The organism is Pedobacter endophyticus (genome assembly GCF_015679185.1).
GTDB classification, from domain to species: Bacteria; Bacteroidota; Bacteroidia; order Sphingobacteriales; family Sphingobacteriaceae; genus Pedobacter; species Pedobacter endophyticus.
Genome location: NZ_CP064939.1, coordinates 3,929,007 through 3,947,944, shown reverse-complemented (window position 1 = coordinate 3,947,944; position 18,938 = coordinate 3,929,007). Strand labels below are relative to the sequence as shown.

Sequence of the window (18,938 nt, the reverse complement as noted above, 5' to 3'; positions counted from 1 at the left end):
CTCAGGATGACAATATTTTTTGTTTTATGCTTAAATTAATAGCATTGGTAGCGTCTCGCTACGACTTAAATTAATTAATTTATGTTTCTTAGAATGTGGCTTCGTAGCGAGACGCTACAACTAGAGGGTGCTCAGCAACTGTCAGTCTGAGCGGAGTCGAAGACCTTTTTCTATAGGATAGAGAAAAAAATATTTGTCCTTCGACTACGCTCAGGATGACAATATTTTTTGTTTTATGCTTAAATTAATAGCATTGGTAGCGTCTCGCTACGACTTAAATTAATTAATTTATGTTTCTTAGCATATGGAGTCGTGGCGAGACGCTACAACTAGAGGGTGCTCAGCAACTGTCAGTCTGAGCGGAGTCGAAGACCTTTTTCTATAGGATAAAGAAAAAAATATTTGTCCTTCGACTACGCTCAGGATGACAATATTTTTTGTTTTATGCTTAAATTAATAGCATTGGTAGCGTCTCGCTACGACTTAAATTAATTAATTTATGTTTCTTAGAATGTGGAGTCGTAGCGAGACGCTACAACTAGAAGGGAATCAGTTATCACTAAACAGCAAACAAATCAAATAACCCACAAAATAGGCTAGCAGATCGTAAATACTAAAAGAAGTGCCGAGAACAGTGCTCCAAAGCCTACTATTTTGTAAACCCAGCCATTCTACATAATGAACCGCCTGTAAAAACTCGATGATAAAGGAGAAAATTAACACGCCAAGAGCGAGCTTTTTATAGTTTGTTTTGAGGAAAATCCGGAAGAAGGCGTAAATCAATATCACCACCAGAACATCGCCACCAAAAGGGCGAATAAATGCGTCGTGTACGAATTTTGCAATTAAGACTTCTACAACAAAAATCGCTACAAAAAGGAACAGGAACTTAAAATTGAAGGTTAGTTTCATTTTTAGGGTATAAAAAAAAGTCAAGTTTTTAGAGCACACCGGCCATTAAAACTTGACTTCTTTGAAAACTTGATTTAGCGATTAAACGCCTAACAACAATCTGGCTGGATCTTCCAACAATTGCTTAACGCGTACCAGGAAACCAACCGACTCACGTCCGTCGATAATTCTGTGGTCGTATGACAATGCAACATACATCATCGGACGAATCACCACCTCACCTTTTTCAGCAATCGGACGCTCAACAATATTGTGCATTCCTAAAATAGCCGATTGTGGCGCATTAATAATCGGAGTCGACATCATTGAGCCGAACACGCCGCCATTGGTAATGGTGAAGGTTCCGCCTGTCATTTCTTCGATAGTCAATTTACCGTCGCGTGCCTTTAAAGCCAGTGCCAGCACAGATTTTTCAATGTCTGCCAAACTCATGCTTTCGGCATTACGAATTACAGGCACGACTAATCCTTTTGGTGCAGAAACGGCGATAGAAATATCAGCGAAATTATTGTAAACCAATTCCTCGCCTTCAATACGGGCGTTCACGGCAGGAAAATCCTTTAGCGCTTCAGTTACCGCTTTAGTGAAGAAACTCATGAAGCCTAAGCCAACACCATGTTTCTCTTTAAACGACTCTTTATATTTCGAACGTAAGTCCATTATTGGCTTCATGTTAACCTCGTTAAAAGTAGTTAACATGGCCGTTTCATTTTTAACAGAAACCAAACGCTTGGCAACGGTTTTGCGCAGTGGCGACATTTTCTCGCGACGCTCAGAACGTGCACCGGCTGGAGCAGGAGCAACAGGAGCTGGAGCTGCTTTCGGGGTTTCAGCTTTAGCTTTTCCGCTTTCTGCTTTAACAGCGTCGTCTTTAGTAATGCGACCATCAACGCCAGTGCCTTTTACAGCAGTGGCTTCGATACCTTTTTCAGCAAGAATTTTTCCAGCAGCAGGCGATGGCGTGCCACTAGCATAAGATTCTTTGCCAGACTCAGAAGCTTTTGGAGCCTCAGCCACCGCTGCCGGAGCTTGCGCATCCGACTTTGGACTTTCGCCTTCGGCCTTTGGACCAGGCGCAGCTCCACCATCTTCAATTTTACAAACTACTGCGCCAATTGCTAAAGTATCGCCTTCGGCAGCAATTGTTCTTAAAGTTCCGGCTTGTTCAGCGGTTAGTTCGAAAGTAGCCTTGTCTGATTCTAATTCAGCAATAACCTCATCCATTTCAACAACATCGCCGTCGCTTTTTAGCCATTGCGATAAAACAACTTCGGTTATCGACTCACCAACTGGTGGAACTTTTATCTCTAAACTCATATTATTTAATATATCTATTTCAAATACTCAATTATAATGACCAATAATCAAATTGCAATGATCAATTAACAAATTATCAAGTTGCAACTATCAATAACCAATTATCGAATTACAATGCTCCATAAACAATAATCAAGTTATAATAACCAATTTTCTAGAACTGACTATCAAGCCACAATACCCAATAAGCATTTGCAGTTGATAATTGAGACTTACTTATTGGTTATTCTTTCTAATCGGCTTCTGCCAACTTCTTGCTTGCTTTTTTGGCAGCGTCTTTTACTTCTTCTTCTTTAACAGAAACCTCTAACGCTTTTGCAAGGATGTAGGCTTGTTGATTGGCATGCTGTTTCGCAAAACCAGTTGCAGTACTGCTGCTTTCTTTTCTTGAAATTACATCGATGCCTTTTAGTCCGGTTTTATATAACTTGCGGAATAAGTATGGCCATGCACCCATGTTTTCTGGCTCCTCTTGCACCCAGAAAATCTCATTCGCATTTTTATACTTGTTCTTAATGGCTTCCATTTGGTCAACCGGTGTTGGATATAACTGTTCAACCCGTACCAATGCAACATGTTTAACCGCGTCTGCCTGTTGTTTTTCGAGCAGTTCGTAGTAGATTTTACCACTACAAAATATAACACGGGTAATATCTTCAACCTTTACATTTTCATCATCGATAACCTCTTTGAAGCCGCCTGTGGTAAAATCTTCCAACTTAGAAACGCAAGCAGGATGACGCAACAAACTTTTCGGTGTAAATACCACTAACGGTTTACGGAAATCGCGTTTAAACTGGCGACGCAAGATGTGGAAGAAGTTGGCTGGCGTAGTACAATTTGCAACTTGCATATTGTAATCGGCGCAAAGCTCCATAAAACGCTCAATACGTGCCGACGAGTGCTCTGGTCCCTGGCCTTCGTACCCGTGAGGCAACAACATTACCAATCCGTTTTCGCGTTGCCATTTGGTTTCGGCACTGGCTATATACTGATCGACAACAATTTGCGCACCGTTAAAGAAATCGCCAAACTGTGCTTCCCAAATGGTTAACGCATTTGGATTTGCCATTGCGTAACCATATTCGAAACCTAAAACACCATATTCAGATAAGTGAGAATTGTAAATATCAAACGGTGCCTGTTGGTCAGAAATATTTGCCAACGGTACATATTCCTCCTCGCTATCCTCTAACGTAAGTACGGCGTGGCGGTGTGAGAAAGTACCCCGCTCTACATCCTGACCACTTAAACGTACGCGTTTACCTTCTGATAGCAAGGTGCCATAAGCCAGCTGCTCGCCCATTGCCCAATCGAAAACGAGGGTTTCGTTAACCATTTTGGTACGCTCGGCGAATAATTTCTCGATTTTTTTGAAAAACTTTTTATTTGAAGGTAAGGTGGTAATACGCTTACCTATTTCTAACAAGGTAGATTTTTTTACTGCCGTTACCGGCGAAGTTTCAAAATCCTTTGGCGTAGCGATACGCAAATCGGCCCAGGCACCACCAAATTTTACTTCGGCATTGCCAGCAACAAACTCTTTGGCTTCATTTAAGCGCTCCTGCAAAATTCCACGGAAATCTTTTTCCATTTCTTTCGCCAAACCCGCTTCCAATTTACCTTCCTTAGTTAACTGATCTATATAAATTTCCCTTGGATTAGGGTGCTTTTCTATTGTTTTGTATAATAAAGGCTGAGTAAACTTAGGTTCGTCAGATTCATTGTGTCCAAAACGACGGTAGCATAAAATATCAATGAAGACATCATTTTTGTATTTCTGACGATATTCCATTGCTAAATTAATGGCATAAACCAAAGCCTCCGGATCATCGCCATTGACGTGGAAAACCGGCGATAAAGTCACCTTTGCAATATCGGTACAGTAAGTACTTGTACGACCGTCTTTATAATTTGTAGTAAAACCAATCTGGTTGTTAATTACCAGGTGGATTGTTCCGCCGGTTTTGTAACCTTCAAGCCCAGCCATCTGGATTACCTCGTAAACAATACCCTGACCGGCAACTGAAGCATCGCCATGAATCAAAATTGGTGCTAAACGACTGTTATCGCCATCGTATTTGAAGTCGATTTTTGAGCGGCTCATGCCCTCAACCACACCATCAACGGTTTCTAAGTGCGATGGATTGGGGCAAAGGCTTAAGTGAACGCTTTTTCCTGCGTTAGTGGTAACATCTGTTGAATAGCCCAGGTGGTATTTTACGTCACCACCAAATGGAGTTTCAGGGTTGTAGCTTTTGCCTTCAAATTCAGCAAAAATATCTTTGTACGTTTTCTGCATAATGTTGGCCAACACGTTCAAACGACCGCGATGCGCCATGCCAATTACAAACTCTTCGATACCCAGTTCTGCACCTTTTTCGATAACCGAATCTAACGCCGGAATCAAAGCTTCTGCTCCTTCTAAAGAGAAACGTTTCTGACCAAGAAATTTTGTTCCAAGGAAATTTTCGAAACTTACCGCTTCGTTTAATTTTTTAAGAATACGTTTTTTCTCATCGATAGAGAAACTAGGCGTACTCCGAACACTTTCCAGCTTCTGCTGAATCCAGTTCAACACTTCTGGTGTGCGTAAGAACTTAAATTCGGCTCCTATTGAGCTTGTGTAAGTTTGCTTTAAAACAGCAAGGATATCCTTCAGTTTCGCCGCACCAATACCAATTTCGACACCTGAATTAAAAACAGTTTCCAAATCGGCGTCAGACAGGCCAAAATTTGCCAGATCTAAAGTTGGTAAGTGCTTGCGTCGTTCGCGAACCGGATTGGTACGCGTAAACAAGTGACCACGGCTTCTGTATCCGTCGATCAAATTTAATACACTAACCTCTTTTAAAAATTGTTCAGGTGTCTCTGCGGTTACTGTCGGGCCTTCAGAAGTTCTGCCGAAATCAAAACCTTCGAAAAACTTCTGCCAACCAAATTCAACCGACTCAGGATCTTGTTGATACGACTGATATAACGACTCTATATATTCGGCGTTTGCGCCATTAAGATAAGATAATTTATCCATTATTAACTGTTTACTATAAGCATTACAAAATTAGAATTTTACCTTATATAAATGGCAAAAAACTCGATTAAATTAAATTATTGGATGAATTATTAAATTGGTGAGTGAATGAGTGATTTAATGAATGAGTGAATTGTTGATTGATAAAGGATTCTTTGCCGAACTAGCTTTAAATTAAGCCTGTGTTTAGCCTTCCGTCTCAACTTGAGGTTACATCTTACCAGCCTGCATGCTGAACGTTGGCGGTCGACGCTTTAAAAATCATTCTGTCATCCAAAATCATACAATTTTCTCATTCAAAAACGCTATCATTCAATCAATCTTACGAAGCCCAGGTTAAGGCATAATTTCCTTTCGGATCTAAGCTTTTTATATTTTTATCTAAATCGAAAACGCTTTTTGATTTCTGATCATTTCCCACGCCTGCAACATTGGCCCAGTTTCCCCAGTTACTTGCCGGATTATAATCAATCAGCTTTTCTTCAAAATAGGCTGCGCCAAATACCCAGCTTACTTCTAAATTATTGATTAAATAGAGGGCAGCGGTTTGACGGGCGATATTAGAAACGAAACCAGTTTGATTCAACTCAGTCATTACCGCATCGACCACTACAAAACCCGTTTGGCCATTTTTCCATTTGGCAAAATTCTCTTGCTCGTTTTCTACATCAACCAAGCCCTGGCTGCCAAAACCATTTGGATGAAAGAATCGGTTGCCGTACTTTTTAAACATGAAGCGATAATAATCCCTCCAAAGCAGACCTAGCAAAATGTGGTTAAACATGGCCTTGGTATTTGGGAAACCTTCCATTTTTTTTATTTCCCAGTAAACCTTACGGGGTGATAAACAGCCCATTGCAAGCCAGGCAGATAACTTTGAGGCTAGAATAAGGTTTTTTGCACTGGCAGCTTGCTGCATGGCTACAATAACCTTTTGTAAGTGCGATAACCCATCCGCCTCGCCACCGGTAAACTGAAAATCAGATCGCTCATCTTTTTCTTGCGGTGAGAGGTTTAACTGCGCCAGCGTTGGGAGCGATCCCCAATCAATTACTTCGGCAACGTTAACGCGATCGGGCGCCAAAAAGCAGGGCTTGATGATCGAATCGCGTTCAATTTTCTTTTTAAATTGATTAAAGGCATCAGGAATATCCTTTATCGGAAAAGGCAGGTCCTCTTTATTATATAACGTGTGGCCGATAAAGTGCTTTAAATTAACACGAAGCTTCCACAGCGCATTTTCTACCAATGTAGAAACATGCGTTTCTTCTCTGGCCACCTCACGATGGTGATAAACCTCCGTTATTTCGTATTCCTGAACCAGTTGTGGAATAATTTCTTCCGGGTTTCCCTGAGCAATGAGTAAATTCCCTCCTATTTGCTTAAGCGAATACCTTAGCCCAGATACGCTCTCTAAAATAAATTGTGCCCGGATATTTCCGGTTTTCAGCGTTCCGTATTTTGTTTCGCCAAACAAGCGGGGATCTAAAATGTAAACAGGTAAAATCGCATCCGATTTAGCAATAGCCTCTATCAGCATCTCATTATCATGCAAACGAAGATCATTTCTGAACCAGACTAAAATTTTTTTGGACATCTCTTGTGGGAAAAGGGTGTTAAGAACGCAATTACAAATTTATCTTATTTTTTGTCGGCATCAAAAAAGCTGAAAATTTCTTTACAAACAGCCAACAAAATGTATCGGGACAACGGTGGTAATTCCTCCGTAATGCGAACTTTACCACATTATACGAAAAAATAATGAGAAATCGGCAGTTTCCCAACAGAAAAACGCCTTGAAATCAATGTTTTGGCTGTTTATAGACTGCTGCGCCCCGTCATTCGCTACTTGATAGGGAATATTAAAGCGCCAAGCTGGTTATGGCATTAAGATTCCCGCATGCGCGAGAATGACGATTTGGTAACAGCTTGTAAGGCTATGCGCCACGTCATTCCCTACTTGATAGGGAATCTTAAAGCGTCAAGCCGGTTTATGGCACTAAGATTCCCGCATGCGCGAGAATGACGATTTGGTGGAAATAAACTTTACGGCGCATTTGCAAAAAAAAAGCATACTTAAGCTATTGCCAGCTTGCAAGGCTCTGCTCCACGTCATTCCCTACTTGATAGGGAATCTTAAAGCGCCAAGCCGTTTTTATGGCATTAAGATTCCCGCATGCGCGAGAATGACGATTTGGTGGAAATAAACTTTACGGCGCATTTGAAAAAAAAAAGCTTACTTAACCTATTAACAGCTTGCAAGGCTCTGCGCCACGTCATTCCCTGCTTGATAGGGAATCTTAAAGCGCCAAGCCGGTTTATGGCATTAAGATTTCTCCTTCGCGAGATTGACAATTTGGTGAAATGGGACTATGGGAATTGATCGAAATCACTTTTGATAGGTGGTCTTTTGCCAGCTTGCAAGGCTATGCGCCACGTCATTCCCTGCTTGATAGGGAATATTAAAGCTTCAAACTGGTTTATGGCATTAAGATTCCCGCATGCGCGAGAATGACGATTTGTGGAAATAAACTTTACGGCGCATTTGCAAAAAAAAGCTTACTTAAGCTATTGACAGCTTGCAAGGCTCTGCCTCACGTCATTCCCTACTTGATAGGGAATCCTAAAGCTTCAAACTGGTTTATGGCATTAAGATTCCCGCATGCGCGAGAATGACGATTTGGTGGAAATAAACTTTACGGCGCATTTGCAAAAAAAAAGCATACTTAAGCTATTGCCAGCTTGCAAGGCTCTGCTCCACGTCATTCCCTACTTGATAGGGAATCTTAAAGCGCCAAGCCGTTTTTATGGCATTAAGATTCCCGCATGCGCGAGAATGACGATTTGGTGGAAATAAACTTTACGGCGCATTTGCAAAAAAAAAAGCTTACTTAAGCTATTGACAGCTTGCAAGGCTATGCGCCACGTCATTCCCTACTTGATAGGGAATCTTAAAGCGCCAAGCCGGCTTATGGCATTAAGATTCCCGCATGCGCGAGAATGACGATTTGTGGAAATGGGAACTATGGGAATTGATCGAAATCACTTTCGATAGGTGGTCTCTTGCTAGCGTAAAAGGCTCTGCTCCCCGTCATTCCCTACTTGATAGGGAATCCTAAAGCTTCAAACTGGTTTATGGCATTAAGATTCCCGCATGCGCGAGAATGACGATGTGGTAGAAATAAAACTTACGGCGCATTTGCAAAAAAAAAGCTTACTTAACCTATTGACAGTTTGCAAGGCTCTGCCTCACGTCATTCCCTACTTGATAGGGAATCTTAAAGCGCAAGCCGGTTTATAGCATTAAGATTCCCGCATGCGCGAGATTGACAATTTGGTGAAATGGGACTATGGGAATTGATCGAAATCACTTTTGATAGGTGGTCTTTTGCCAGCGTATAAGGCTCTGCTCCAAGTCATTCCCTACTTGATAGGGAATCTTAAAGCGCCAAGCCGGTTTATGGCATTAAGATTCCCGCATGCGCGAGAATGACGATTTGGTAACAGTTTGCAAGGCTCTGCGCCACGTCATTCCATACTTGATAGGGAATCCTAAAGCGCCAAGATGGTTTATGGCATTAAGATTCCCGCATGCGCGAGAATGACGATACATCCGGTTTTATGCCGTTTAGACAAGGCAGTTCGAAAACCCTTTCGTATCTTTATTGTTATAAACACATGCCGAAAAAGATTCTCATTACTGGAGCCAGCGGACTTGTTGGCGCTGAACTAAAAAAGCGCCTGTTGAGCAAGGGTTACGAAGTGAATACGCTCTCTCGTAAGAAGGCAAAGGACTCAAACAGCTTTACGTGGAATGTTGCTACAGGAGCCATTGATGCCAATTGCATGAATGGCGTTGAAGCCGTGATTCATTTGGCCGGGGCGCCGATAGTTGATAAAAAGTGGACGGACGAGCGTAAACAGGAGATTATTGATAGTCGCGTAAAATCGACTGAATTGCTGCTGAAAACGATCAGGTCAAACCCTAATCATCAGGTCGAAGCCTTTATTTCTTCATCGGCGGTGGGCTATTATGGCGATTGCGGTGATGAGATTTTATTGGAAGAGACTTCAAATGGTTATGGTTTTTTGGCTCAATGCTGCAAACTTTGGGAAGAAGCCGTATCGCAGGCTAGGAAACTCGGTTTAAGAACCGTGAAACTACGCACAGGGATTGTATTCAGCACAAAGGGTGGCGCTTTGCCGCAACTAGATAAGCCTGTTCGCCTGTTTGCTGGTGCGGCACTTGGCAATGGCAAACAGTGGGTGCCTTGGCTGCATATCGACGATATGGTAGAAATGTATGTTTATGCCGTTGAAAACCCCAACATGGAAAATTGTTATAACGCCTGCGCACCATTTCCGGTTACTAATGAAGCGCTAACCAAAGCAATAGCCAAACACTTGCACCGCCCGGTGTGGCCATTCAATGTACCAAAAAAAGCGCTGGAACTGTTGCTCGGAGAACGGGCAGAAGCGGTATTAATGAGCAGCAATACATCTGCGCAGAAGATTTTAGATGCTGGATTTAAATTTAAATTTACAGATTTGGACAGTGCTTTGACTGATTTATATAAATAGCTAAGCTGTTTAATTGCTCAATTGTTTAACTGGTTATTGTAAATTGCTTATTGCCATTGCCCATTACTCTTTTTAATTAATTCATTCGTTAATGACACCTGTTTCAATATTTTGGTTTCGCAGAGATTTACGCTTACAGGATAACGCAGCGCTCTACCATGCGCTAAAAGGCAAAAACCCTGTGCTTCCGCTCTTTATTTTCGATAAAAACATTTTAGATAAGCTTGCTCACAACGATGCCCGGGTGACTTTTATCTATCAAACGATTGAAAGTTTGAAAAAAGAGCTTCGAAATCTTGGATCAGATTTGTTGGTGAAATATGGAAACCCAGAAGAAGTATGGCCGAAGATATTGCAAGATTACCCTGTTAAGGAGGTGTACACCAATCGCGATTACGAGCCTTACGCCCGGGAGCGTGACGACAACATGTTCGAATTTTTAAGGAGTGAAAAAATCACCTTTAAAACGTTTAAAGACCAGGTAATTTTTGAGAAAGATGAGATCTTAAAAGCGGATAAAACGCCTTACACAGTTTTTACGCCGTACTATAAACAATGGCAAGCGAAACTGAACGATTTCTATGTAAAAGCTTATCCGACAAAGCGATACTTTAAAAGCTTTTTAACAACGAAGCAACTGCCACTGCCTGGCTTAAAGGATATGGGTTTTGAAAAAAGCAACTTGCAATTTCCAAAAATCAGCTATACCGATAAGCTGGATGAATATGCTGCTCAACGAGATTTTCCGGCTTTAAACGGCACAACACACATCGGTTTGCATCTCCGTTTTGGAACGATAAGCATCAGGAAGGCCGTGAGCGATGCCATTGATGCAAAATCAAATGTTTGGCTGTCTGAATTGGCCTGGCGTGAATTTTATATGATGATTCTTTGGCATTTTCCTTATGCAGCATTCAATTCGTTTAAAAAACAGTACGACAAAATAAAGTGGCGTAACAACGAAAATGAGTTCCGGGCCTGGTGCGAAGGAAATACAGGCTACCCGATTGTTGATGCCGGGATGCGACAGCTTAACCAAACAGGCTGGATGCACAACCGGGTGCGCATGGTTGTAGCCAGTTTTTTATCGAAGCACCTGCTTATTGATTGGCGCTGGGGCGAAGCTTATTTTGCCGAAAAACTGCTGGATTACGAAATGGCCAGTAACGTTGGCGGCTGGCAATGGGCAGCGGGATCTGGAAACGATGCGGCACCTTATTTCAGGGTTTTTAACCCCGAGCTGCAAACCAAAAGGTTCGACCCCAAATTTGAATACATCAAAAAATGGGTGCCAGAATTTGGTACAAAAAAATATGCCCAACCAATAGTTGAGCATACGTTTGCACGAGAAAGGGTGCTAAAAGTGTTTAAAGAAGCGTTGGCTACTTAGTTACGCTAACAATCTCTATATCAAAATCCAATACGGCATTAGGCGGAATTGCGCCATTTCCGGATAGGCCGTAACCCATGTCGGATGGGATAAACATCCTTATTTTCGCCCCTGCGGTAAATTTCGGTATTATTGCTTTCCAGCCTTGAATAAGGTACTGCAAGGTTGTAGAGTATGTGCCATCGGTTGACGAATCGAAAACCGTTCCGTCAAGCAATCTTCCGGTATATTTGTAAACTACAGTGCTGGTTTCGGTAATCGTTTCCGTTCCGGTGCCGGCAGCGGTTGTAATATAATACACTCTCGAAGCGTCTTTTGTGGCTGTTAAGCCTTTTGCAGTTAGGAAATTCTGGATTTTCACATCGTCAAACTGCCATTGCTTTTTATATGGATAAGTAGTAATGGTTACATCGAGATTCTCGTTTGATGGAATACCACCAGCGCCATTACGACCAAAAGCCAAATAAGACGGCAGTAAAATTCGTGCAACACCGCCCGGCTTTAAGGCCAGTGTGGCTGTACGCAAAGCGGGAATATTATAAGTTGTTGATGTTGACAGCGATGATTGGAAAAAGTTGTTTAAATAACCAACGTAAGTACCGAGGTTTCCGTTAACAGGCGATTTAAGGTACTGATTACCCGATTGCATCGATTTAATTACTACATCGTACAAAACTGAATCCTTGTTTAAAAACAAGTCTCCGGTAGTTGGGTTGGTTACCTGAAAATAGAACCCGGTTTTATCGGGGTCTTGCTGCATCGAAGTCAGGTTGTTTTTGGCAATATACGATTTAATTGCCGCGTCATCTACCCTCTGAATCGACTCATATTCCTTTTTACACGAACTGAATATTGTTGTAGTTGCCAGAACTGTAAAGAGGCTGAGTTTGGTAAAATTGTTCATTTATTATTGTACGTCAGTAAGTGTAATTGTAAAGTCTAAAATAGCGTTTGCCGGGATTAACGAAGATGGCGAAGTTGTTCCGTAAGCATAATAAGAAGGAATAATCAGCCTGATTTGACCACCTTTTTGAATTTTTTGAATGCCTATTTGCCAGCCGGCAATAACCTGGCCCAAAGTAAACGGAACCGGGGTTCCTTTTGTGCTATCGAAAAGAGCGCCATTTAACAGTCGTCCGTCGTAATTTGCCGTAATTCTTGTACTTCCCTGGTAAGTTACACTTCCTGATCCGGGCTCAATAATTTGATAAAAAATTCCATACGAATCTTTCTGGGCCGGAATGTTGTTAGTTTTAATAAATGCCCTTATCGCCGTTGTATCTGCCATAAATTGTGGATTCGGATCATAATCATCCACAGGGACATTTTTCTTACAAGCCGCAAAGCATCCTGCAATGCACACTAAAAGTATAATATATTTAAACTTTGCCATCATCCGCAAAAATACGCTTTTAATACGGACGGTACAATTTTTAACCTAATTTAACATAATTGAGGTAGAAGGGTGGAAGGTAGAGGGCGTAAGGTAAAAACCCATCGGCAAAAAAGCGCACCGTTGCGAGCACTTTCCGCATAAACCTTCAACCTTTAAACCCTCTACCTTCTACCTTAAAAAATGTACTTATTCGCTTCAATTAACTGTTGCGCAACTCTTTGGCGTGCATCTTTAACATTAAACGGCTCCAGCTTGGTAAAGCGGCGTAAACCAACTAACATCATGCGTTGCTCGTCGCCTTCGGCAAAGGCCCAAAGTGCTTCTTTACCAGCTTTTGAAATTCCGTCGACTGCTTCGACCATGTAAATGCGCAGTAAATCCAGTTGGCCTGCGGCTGCTTCTTCTCCACGCAGTGCCACTAATTTTTCTGTCCTCAATAAAGCAGATTCAAGCACATATACATAACTGGCCATATCGGCAATGTTCATCAGAATCTCTTGCTCTTTGCTTAAAGTCATCATCAGCTTTTGCACCGCAGCACCAGCAACCATCAAAGTCGCTTTTTTTAGGTTGGCCAACACTTTTTTCTCTGCAGCAAATAAGGCGGTATCTTCTTCGCCAAAATCAGGAATACTCATCAATTCAGCGGCGACGGCGGTAGCGGGGGTCATCAAATCAAGTTCACCTTTCATCGCACGCTTCAACATCATATCAACGGTTAACAATCGGTTAATTTCGTTCGTGCCCTCGAAGATTCTATTAATTCGGGCATCGCGATAAGCCCGATCCATTGGCGCATCGGCACTAAAACCCATTCCTCCATATATCTGAACCCCTTCATCAACTGTGTAATCCAAGGCTTCAGAGCCCCAAACTTTCAGTATGGCGCATTCAACAGCGAATTGCTCAACAGATTTCAATCGTGCTTTTCCCGACTCCATTCCTCCCGCTACCAATTGGTCATAAGTATCATCGATGTTTTGACCTGCACGGTAATTGGCTGCATCAACGGCATAAATTTTCGAGGCCATTTCTGCAATTTTATACCGGATTGCCCCGTATTTGGAAATCGGCCTACCGAATTGGCTACGTTCATTTGAGTAATTGATTGCTGTACTCAATGTTGCTTTTGAAGCACCGATTGCAGCGGCCGACAGTTTTATCCGGCCGATGTTTAAAATATTTACGGCAATCTTAAAGCCGTTTTCACGCTCGCTCAGCATATTTTCAACCGGAACGAGGCAATCGTTAAAAAACACCTGACGGGTTGATGAGCCTTTGATTCCCATTTTATGCTCTTCGGGGTTCATTGTAATTCCACCGAAGTCTTTTTCTACAATGAAAGCGGTAAGGTTTTTATCATCGTCGATCTTCGCAAAAACAATAAAAACATCTGCAAAACCGCCGTTGGTAATCCACATTTTTTGTCCGTTGATGATGTAGTGTTTGCCATCATCGCTCGGTTTGGCCTTGGTTTTGCCCGAGTTGGCGTCTGAACCTGAGTTGGGTTCAGTGAGGCAATAGGCCGCTTTCCACTCTCCGGAGCCTAATTTGGGAATATATTTTGCTTTCTGCTCGTCGTTGCCATAATACAATATTGGCAGGGTACCTATTCCGGTATGCGCAGAAAGCGCCACGGCAAATGAATGGCCTGCGCCTACCACATCAGCCACGAGCATTGAGGTATTGAAGTTTTTCCCGAATCCGCCGTACTCTTCGGGAACGGATACGCCCAAAATCCCCAATTCGCCCGCCTTTGTTAAAAGTGTGGGCATCAATTCGGGATCTTCTTGCTTGTCGATCTTCTCTAAGTTGGGATAAACTTCGGCCTCTAAAAAATCGCGACAAGTTTGCGCAATCATTTGTTGCTCTTCATCAAACTCTTCGGGAATAAATACATCCTGATATGCGGTTTCCTTTATCAAGAATTCGCCGCCTTTAATTGTTTTTTTTTCAGTTGTTTCCATTTTTGTAGTATCTAGTAGCGAGTATCAAGTATCAAGACTGGGCTCAAAACTTTAAATCACGCCCATAATTGATTTCAAAATTTGATGCTCCTATCCAAAGTGTAAATCATTTTTTCTATTTCTGTAATTTTTGCTACTAAGTCCGCAGCATGATCGTCATGCTGAATTTAGTTCAGCATCTTTCCTATCAGCGTCCATGTTAGACGGTCATACTTTAAAGGCTCTGAAATGAATTCAGAGTGACGACCGTCCTTACCACTCGTTTAGCATGGCCGTCATTGCGAGGCACGAAGCAATCTGTTTTTGCAAGTGAGATTGCTTCGTTCCTCGCAATGACGAATTTGTGTACTAAAACCGCTCAAAAATCCCTGCAGCACCCTGGCCAGTACCTACGCACATGGTAACCATGCCATATTTTTTATCTTGTCTTTTAAGTTCATTCATCATTTGTACGGAGAGCTTTGCCCCTGTGCAACCGAGTGGATGGCCTAAAGCAATCGCGCCACCATTTACGTTTACGATGTCGGGATTTAAATCTAACGCACGTATTACGGCCAATGATTGCGATGCGAAAGCCTCGTTCAGCTCAATTAAGTCGATATCGGATTGTTTCAATCCGGCCTGCTTAATGGCTTTCGGGATTGCGTCTATTGGGGCAATGCCCATAATTCTCGGCGGCACACCAACAACGCCGTAGCTTACTAACCTGGCAATGGGCTCGGCATTCAGTTCTTTCATTTTCTTTTCTGAAACCACCAAAACGAATGCTGCGCCATCGGATGTTTGCGAGGAATTGCCCGCGGTAACGCTGCCAACGGCATCGAAAACGGGTTTCAATTTTGCGAGTTTTTCTAAAGTCGTATCTGCACGAGGGCCTTCATCGGTATCAACCACGTAAGTACGGGTTTGCTTCTTGTGGTTTTCATCGAGATAATTTTCATTTACGGTAATTGGCAGGATTCCGTCTTTTAAATGACCGTTTTTAATGGCATGAATGGCCTTTTCGTGCGACTTCAAAGAGAATGCATCCTGATCTTCGCGGCTAACTTTGTACTCTTTGGCAACGGCCTCGGCTGTTAAGCCCATTCCCCAGTACCAATCGGGATTTTTCTTGGCCACCTCAGCGTTCGGCACAAGTTTCCAGCCACCAAAAGGCATTCCGCTCATTACTTCCACTCCGCCAGCAATAATACAATCGGCCATTCCAGCCTTAATTTTGGCTACTGCAGTTGCTATTGTTTCCAGGCCCGAAGCGCAATAGCGGTTTACGGTAACACCCGGTACTTTATCTGTATCTAAGCCCATTAAAGAGATCATCCGGCCGATGTTTAGTCCTTGCTCAGCTTCGGGCGTTGCGTTACCCACAATTACATCATCGATTTGTTCTTTATCTAAATTCGGAACCGAGGCCACCAAAGCTTTAATCACCTCGGCAGCTAAATCGTCGGCTCTTGTAAAACGGAATACGCCGCGTGGGGCCTTGCCCACTGCTGTACGATATCCGGCTATAATGTATGCTTCCATTTTTCTTCAGATTTGAGATTTGAGACTTGAGATTTGAGACCTGCTCAAATCCAAATTCAAATCGTACAATTTATTTTTTAATTCGGTCATTTGTCGTCAGTGCGGGGCGGCCAGGCAATTCTAAAGAGAAAGAATATCAAGTAAGATTGCTTCGGCCCGCTCAAATCCGGCCTCACAATGACGAAATTGTTTCTCACATCGAATGTCTAGTCTCTCACATCTGATTCTAATTCCTCAACGGTTTTCCTTTTGTTATAATGGATTGAATCCGTTCCAAGCTCTTTCTTTCTCCTGCAAGCGATAAGAAGGCTTCGCGTTCCAGATCGAGCAAGTATTGTTCACTTACTTCTGTTGGTGCCGATAAATCGCCGCCACACATCACATAGCCTAATTTTTCGGAGATTTTTTTATCGTGTTCGGAAATGTAATTACCTGCGTACATGCTGTTTGCTCCGGCGTACACAATGCCCAAGCCTTGCTTTCCGAGCACCTTAATATCTGTTCTTTGTACAGGTTTGGTGTAACCCGCTTCAGCCAGCTCGATGGCTTTGGCTTTTGCATCGGCCAGTAAACGGTTGCGGTTCATTGAAATCGAAAATTTGTCTTTTTGCAGGTAGCCCAGCTCATAAGCTTCGTAACCCGAAGTAGATACCTTAGCCATGCCGATGGTTAAAAAGCGTTCTTTCAATACGTTTTGAACAATTTGATCGTCTTTAAATTCGTCGGAAGCCCGCAGGGCAAACTCTTTGGTTCCGCCGCCACCGGGAATTACGCCCACGCCAAATTCAACCAAACCCATATAAGTTTCTGCCGAAAGCTGGACGTGATCGGCATGGAGACTGAATTCGCAGCCGCCACCAAGGGTTAAGTTGTGCGGCGCCACTACAACGGGAATTGATGAATACCGAATGCGCATGGATGTATTTTGGAACATGCGAATGGCCATGTTAAGTTCATCCCATTCTTGCTCAACTGCCATCATAAAAATCATACCGACGTTTGCACCGGCAGAAAAATTTGCGCCATCGTTTCCGATCACCAGGCCGCGATAATCTTTCTCGGCCATATCAATCGCCTTGTTTATGCCTGAAATAACATCGCCGCCGATGGTGTTCATCTTGGTGTGGAATTCAACATTCAAAATTCCATCGCCGAGATCGATAATGGATACGCCTGAGTTTTTCCAAAGTGTTTTATTCTCGCGAATGTTGTCGAGAATGATAAATTCTTCTGCTCCGGGTAAGATTTTGTAGGATTTGGTTGGAATATCGTAGTATTTTTTTACGCCACCTTCAACTTTATAAAACGAGGTGTTTCCTGCGTCGAGCATTTCGTGTACCCAGGCAGCGGCCTTATTGCCATATTGCTCCATGCCTGCAAGGGCTTCCTTAACGCCAACCGCGTCCCAGAGTTCAAACGGCCCCAATTCCCAGCCAAAGCCGGCACGCATGGCATCATCGATCCGATACAACTCGTCAGAAATTTCCGGAATTCTATCTGAAACGTATTCGAACAAGCCAAATGAAGAATAACGGAAGATTTCGCCTGCCTTATCTTTACCAGCTGCAAAAATCTTCATGCGCTCACGAAGGTTTTCGACGGGCTTGGTCATTTCTAAAGTTGCCGATTTTACTTTTTGCTGTGGCTTATATTCGAGTGTTTTTAAATCGAGGGCGAGTATTTCTGTTTTGCCCTCGGGCGTTTTTGTCTTTTTATAAAATCCTTGTTTGGTTTTGTCGCCCAGCCATTTGTTCTCTTCCATTTTTTGCACGTATGCTGGAAGTTTAAATAAATCGTGGGCTTTATCGTCGGGGCAATTGTCGTAAAGGCCCTTGGCCACTTTAATCATTGTATCGAGCCCTACCACATCGGATGTGCGGAAAGTAGCCGATTTGGGTCTGCCTAAAGCCGGGCCGGTAAATTTATCGACTTCTTCTACGGTTAAATCGAGCTTTTCTACAAGGTGCAGCAATGCCATGATGGAGTACACCCCAACCCGGTTGGCAATAAATGCTGGTGTATCTTTACATAGTACGGTGGTTTTACCCAAAAACTTATCTCCGTAATGCATCAGGAAATCTACTATTTCTGGCTTGGTGTGCGGCGTAGGAATGATTTCGAGTAATTTTAAATACCGTGGTGGATTAAAAAAGTGTGTTCCACAGAAATGAGCCTTAAAATCGTCGCTCCTTCCTTCTGCCATCAAATGAATGGGGATGCCGGATGTATTTGATGTAATTAATGTACCGGGCTTTCGGAATTGCTCTACTTGCTCGAAAACTTTTTTCTTAATGTCGAGATTTTCGACAACAACTTCTATTACCCAGTCGTAATCTGCAATTTTCGACATATCATCGTCGAAGTTTCCAGTCTTGATTTTATTCAATACTTTTTTTGAATAAACCGGAGATGGATTCGATTTTATAGCAGTTTGCAAAGCCGCGTTTACAATTCGATTTTTTACATCTGGTTTATCAAGAGTCAATCCTTTTGCCTGTTCTTCTGAGGTGAGTTCTTTTGGCGCAATATCTAAAAGCAAAACCGCTACGCCAATATTGGCGAAGTGGCATGCAATGCGTGAACCCATAATACCCGAGCCTAGAACAGCAACTTTATTAATGCTTCTTTTCATCAGTGTTTGATTTTATTTTTTGTTCTAAAGAACTTTTCAAGAGGCTGTCTCATAAATAGATCTTGTCATCCTGAGCTTGTCGCATGACTTGTCTAAATGCTTAAAAAGGCGTTTCGACTACCTGTCCCGATTTCTCGGGAGGCTCAACGTGACAAATTCGGATCGGATATAGCTTTATGATACAGCCT

At 42.6% G+C, this 18,938-nt stretch carries 11 protein-coding genes; 2 read left to right on the top strand and 9 right to left on the bottom strand.

The annotated features are described in order from the left end of the window. Window positions 1-549 precede the first annotated feature (549 nt). The 4 genes from IZT61_RS15995 to IZT61_RS15980 form a co-directional block, all read right to left on the bottom strand. Window positions 550-912: a ribosomal maturation YjgA family protein gene (locus IZT61_RS15995; protein ID WP_196098051.1), complete on the bottom strand. Its 363-nt coding sequence runs from the start codon at window positions 910-912 to the stop codon at window positions 550-552. A gap of 81 nt (window positions 913-993) precedes the next feature. Then, window positions 994-2,229, bottom strand: coding sequence for a 2-oxoglutarate dehydrogenase complex dihydrolipoyllysine-residue succinyltransferase (gene odhB / locus IZT61_RS15990; protein ID WP_196098050.1), 1,236 nt, complete (start codon window positions 2,227-2,229; stop codon window positions 994-996). A gap of 232 nt (window positions 2,230-2,461) precedes the next feature. Next, a complete protein-coding gene (locus IZT61_RS15985) occupies window positions 2,462-5,260 on the bottom strand; it encodes a 2-oxoglutarate dehydrogenase E1 component (protein WP_196098049.1) in 2,799 nt (932 codons plus the stop codon). 322 nt (window positions 5,261-5,582) lie between these two features. Then, window positions 5,583-6,857: a DASH family cryptochrome gene (locus IZT61_RS15980; RefSeq protein ID WP_196098048.1), complete on the bottom strand. Its 1,275-nt coding sequence runs from the start codon at window positions 6,855-6,857 to the stop codon at window positions 5,583-5,585. A 2,081-nt stretch (window positions 6,858-8,938) separates the two neighbouring features. Between IZT61_RS15980 and IZT61_RS15975 the strand changes: the two genes are divergently transcribed. Then, a complete protein-coding gene (locus IZT61_RS15975) occupies window positions 8,939-9,841 on the top strand; it encodes a TIGR01777 family oxidoreductase (protein WP_196098047.1) in 903 nt (300 codons plus the stop codon). A 91-nt stretch (window positions 9,842-9,932) separates the two neighbouring features. Further along, complete coding sequence (locus tag IZT61_RS15970) at window positions 9,933-11,231, top strand: cryptochrome/photolyase family protein (RefSeq protein ID WP_196098046.1); 1,299 nt, start codon at window positions 9,933-9,935, stop codon at window positions 11,229-11,231. Here IZT61_RS15970 and IZT61_RS15965 read toward each other — a convergent pair. From IZT61_RS15965 to IZT61_RS15945, 5 genes are all read right to left on the bottom strand, one after another. Next, the gene (locus IZT61_RS15965) at window positions 11,224-12,135 is read right to left on the bottom strand and encodes an FKBP-type peptidyl-prolyl cis-trans isomerase (RefSeq protein WP_196098045.1); all 912 of its coding nucleotides are present in this window, start codon (window positions 12,133-12,135) and stop codon (window positions 11,224-11,226) included. The two genes, IZT61_RS15970 and IZT61_RS15965, sit on opposite strands and share 8 nt — an antisense overlap. Window positions 12,136-12,138: 3 nt before the next feature. Further along, window positions 12,139-12,519: an FKBP-type peptidyl-prolyl cis-trans isomerase gene (locus tag IZT61_RS15960; protein WP_230383726.1), complete on the bottom strand. Its 381-nt coding sequence runs from the start codon at window positions 12,517-12,519 to the stop codon at window positions 12,139-12,141. A gap of 281 nt (window positions 12,520-12,800) precedes the next feature. Beyond that, complete coding sequence (locus tag IZT61_RS15955) at window positions 12,801-14,594, bottom strand: acyl-CoA dehydrogenase family protein (RefSeq protein ID WP_196098044.1); 1,794 nt, start codon at window positions 14,592-14,594, stop codon at window positions 12,801-12,803. Between the two features lie 348 nt (window positions 14,595-14,942). Then, window positions 14,943-16,118 carry an acetyl-CoA C-acyltransferase gene (locus tag IZT61_RS15950; RefSeq protein ID WP_196098043.1) on the bottom strand — a complete coding sequence of 392 codons (1,176 nt, stop codon included), beginning with the start codon at window positions 16,116-16,118 and terminating at the stop codon, window positions 14,943-14,945. A gap of 226 nt (window positions 16,119-16,344) precedes the next feature. Next, the gene (locus IZT61_RS15945; RefSeq protein ID WP_196098042.1) at window positions 16,345-18,750 is read right to left on the bottom strand and encodes a 3-hydroxyacyl-CoA dehydrogenase/enoyl-CoA hydratase family protein; all 2,406 of its coding nucleotides are present in this window, start codon (window positions 18,748-18,750) and stop codon (window positions 16,345-16,347) included. Between the last annotated feature and the right edge of the window lie 188 nt (window positions 18,751-18,938).

What these genes read in the sequence shown, in the direction of transcription:
- IZT61_RS15945 (WP_196098042.1), bottom strand. Translation starts at nt 18,750, where the DNA reads ATGAAAAGAAGCATTAATAAAGTTGCTGTTCTAGGCTCGGGTATTATG.
- odhB (WP_196098050.1), bottom strand. Translation starts at nt 2,229, where the DNA reads ATGAGTTTAGAGATAAAAGTTCCACCAGTTGGTGAGTCGATAACCGAA.
- IZT61_RS15950 (WP_196098043.1), bottom strand. Translation starts at nt 16,118, where the DNA reads ATGGAAGCATACATTATAGCCGGATATCGTACAGCAGTGGGCAAGGCC.
- IZT61_RS15965 (WP_196098045.1), bottom strand. Translation starts at nt 12,135, where the DNA reads ATGAACAATTTTACCAAACTCAGCCTCTTTACAGTTCTGGCAACTACA.
- IZT61_RS15975 (WP_196098047.1), top strand. Translation starts at nt 8,939, where the DNA reads ATGCCGAAAAAGATTCTCATTACTGGAGCCAGCGGACTTGTTGGCGCT.
- IZT61_RS15960 (WP_230383726.1), bottom strand. Translation starts at nt 12,519, where the DNA reads ATGGCAGATACAACGGCGATAAGGGCATTTATTAAAACTAACAACATT.
- IZT61_RS15985 (WP_196098049.1), bottom strand. Translation starts at nt 5,260, where the DNA reads ATGGATAAATTATCTTATCTTAATGGCGCAAACGCCGAATATATAGAG.
- IZT61_RS15955 (WP_196098044.1), bottom strand. Translation starts at nt 14,594, where the DNA reads ATGGAAACAACTGAAAAAAAAACAATTAAAGGCGGCGAATTCTTGATA.
- IZT61_RS15980 (WP_196098048.1), bottom strand. Translation starts at nt 6,857, where the DNA reads ATGTCCAAAAAAATTTTAGTCTGGTTCAGAAATGATCTTCGTTTGCAT.
- IZT61_RS15995 (WP_196098051.1), bottom strand. Translation starts at nt 912, where the DNA reads ATGAAACTAACCTTCAATTTTAAGTTCCTGTTCCTTTTTGTAGCGATT.
- IZT61_RS15970 (WP_196098046.1), top strand. Translation starts at nt 9,933, where the DNA reads ATGACACCTGTTTCAATATTTTGGTTTCGCAGAGATTTACGCTTACAG.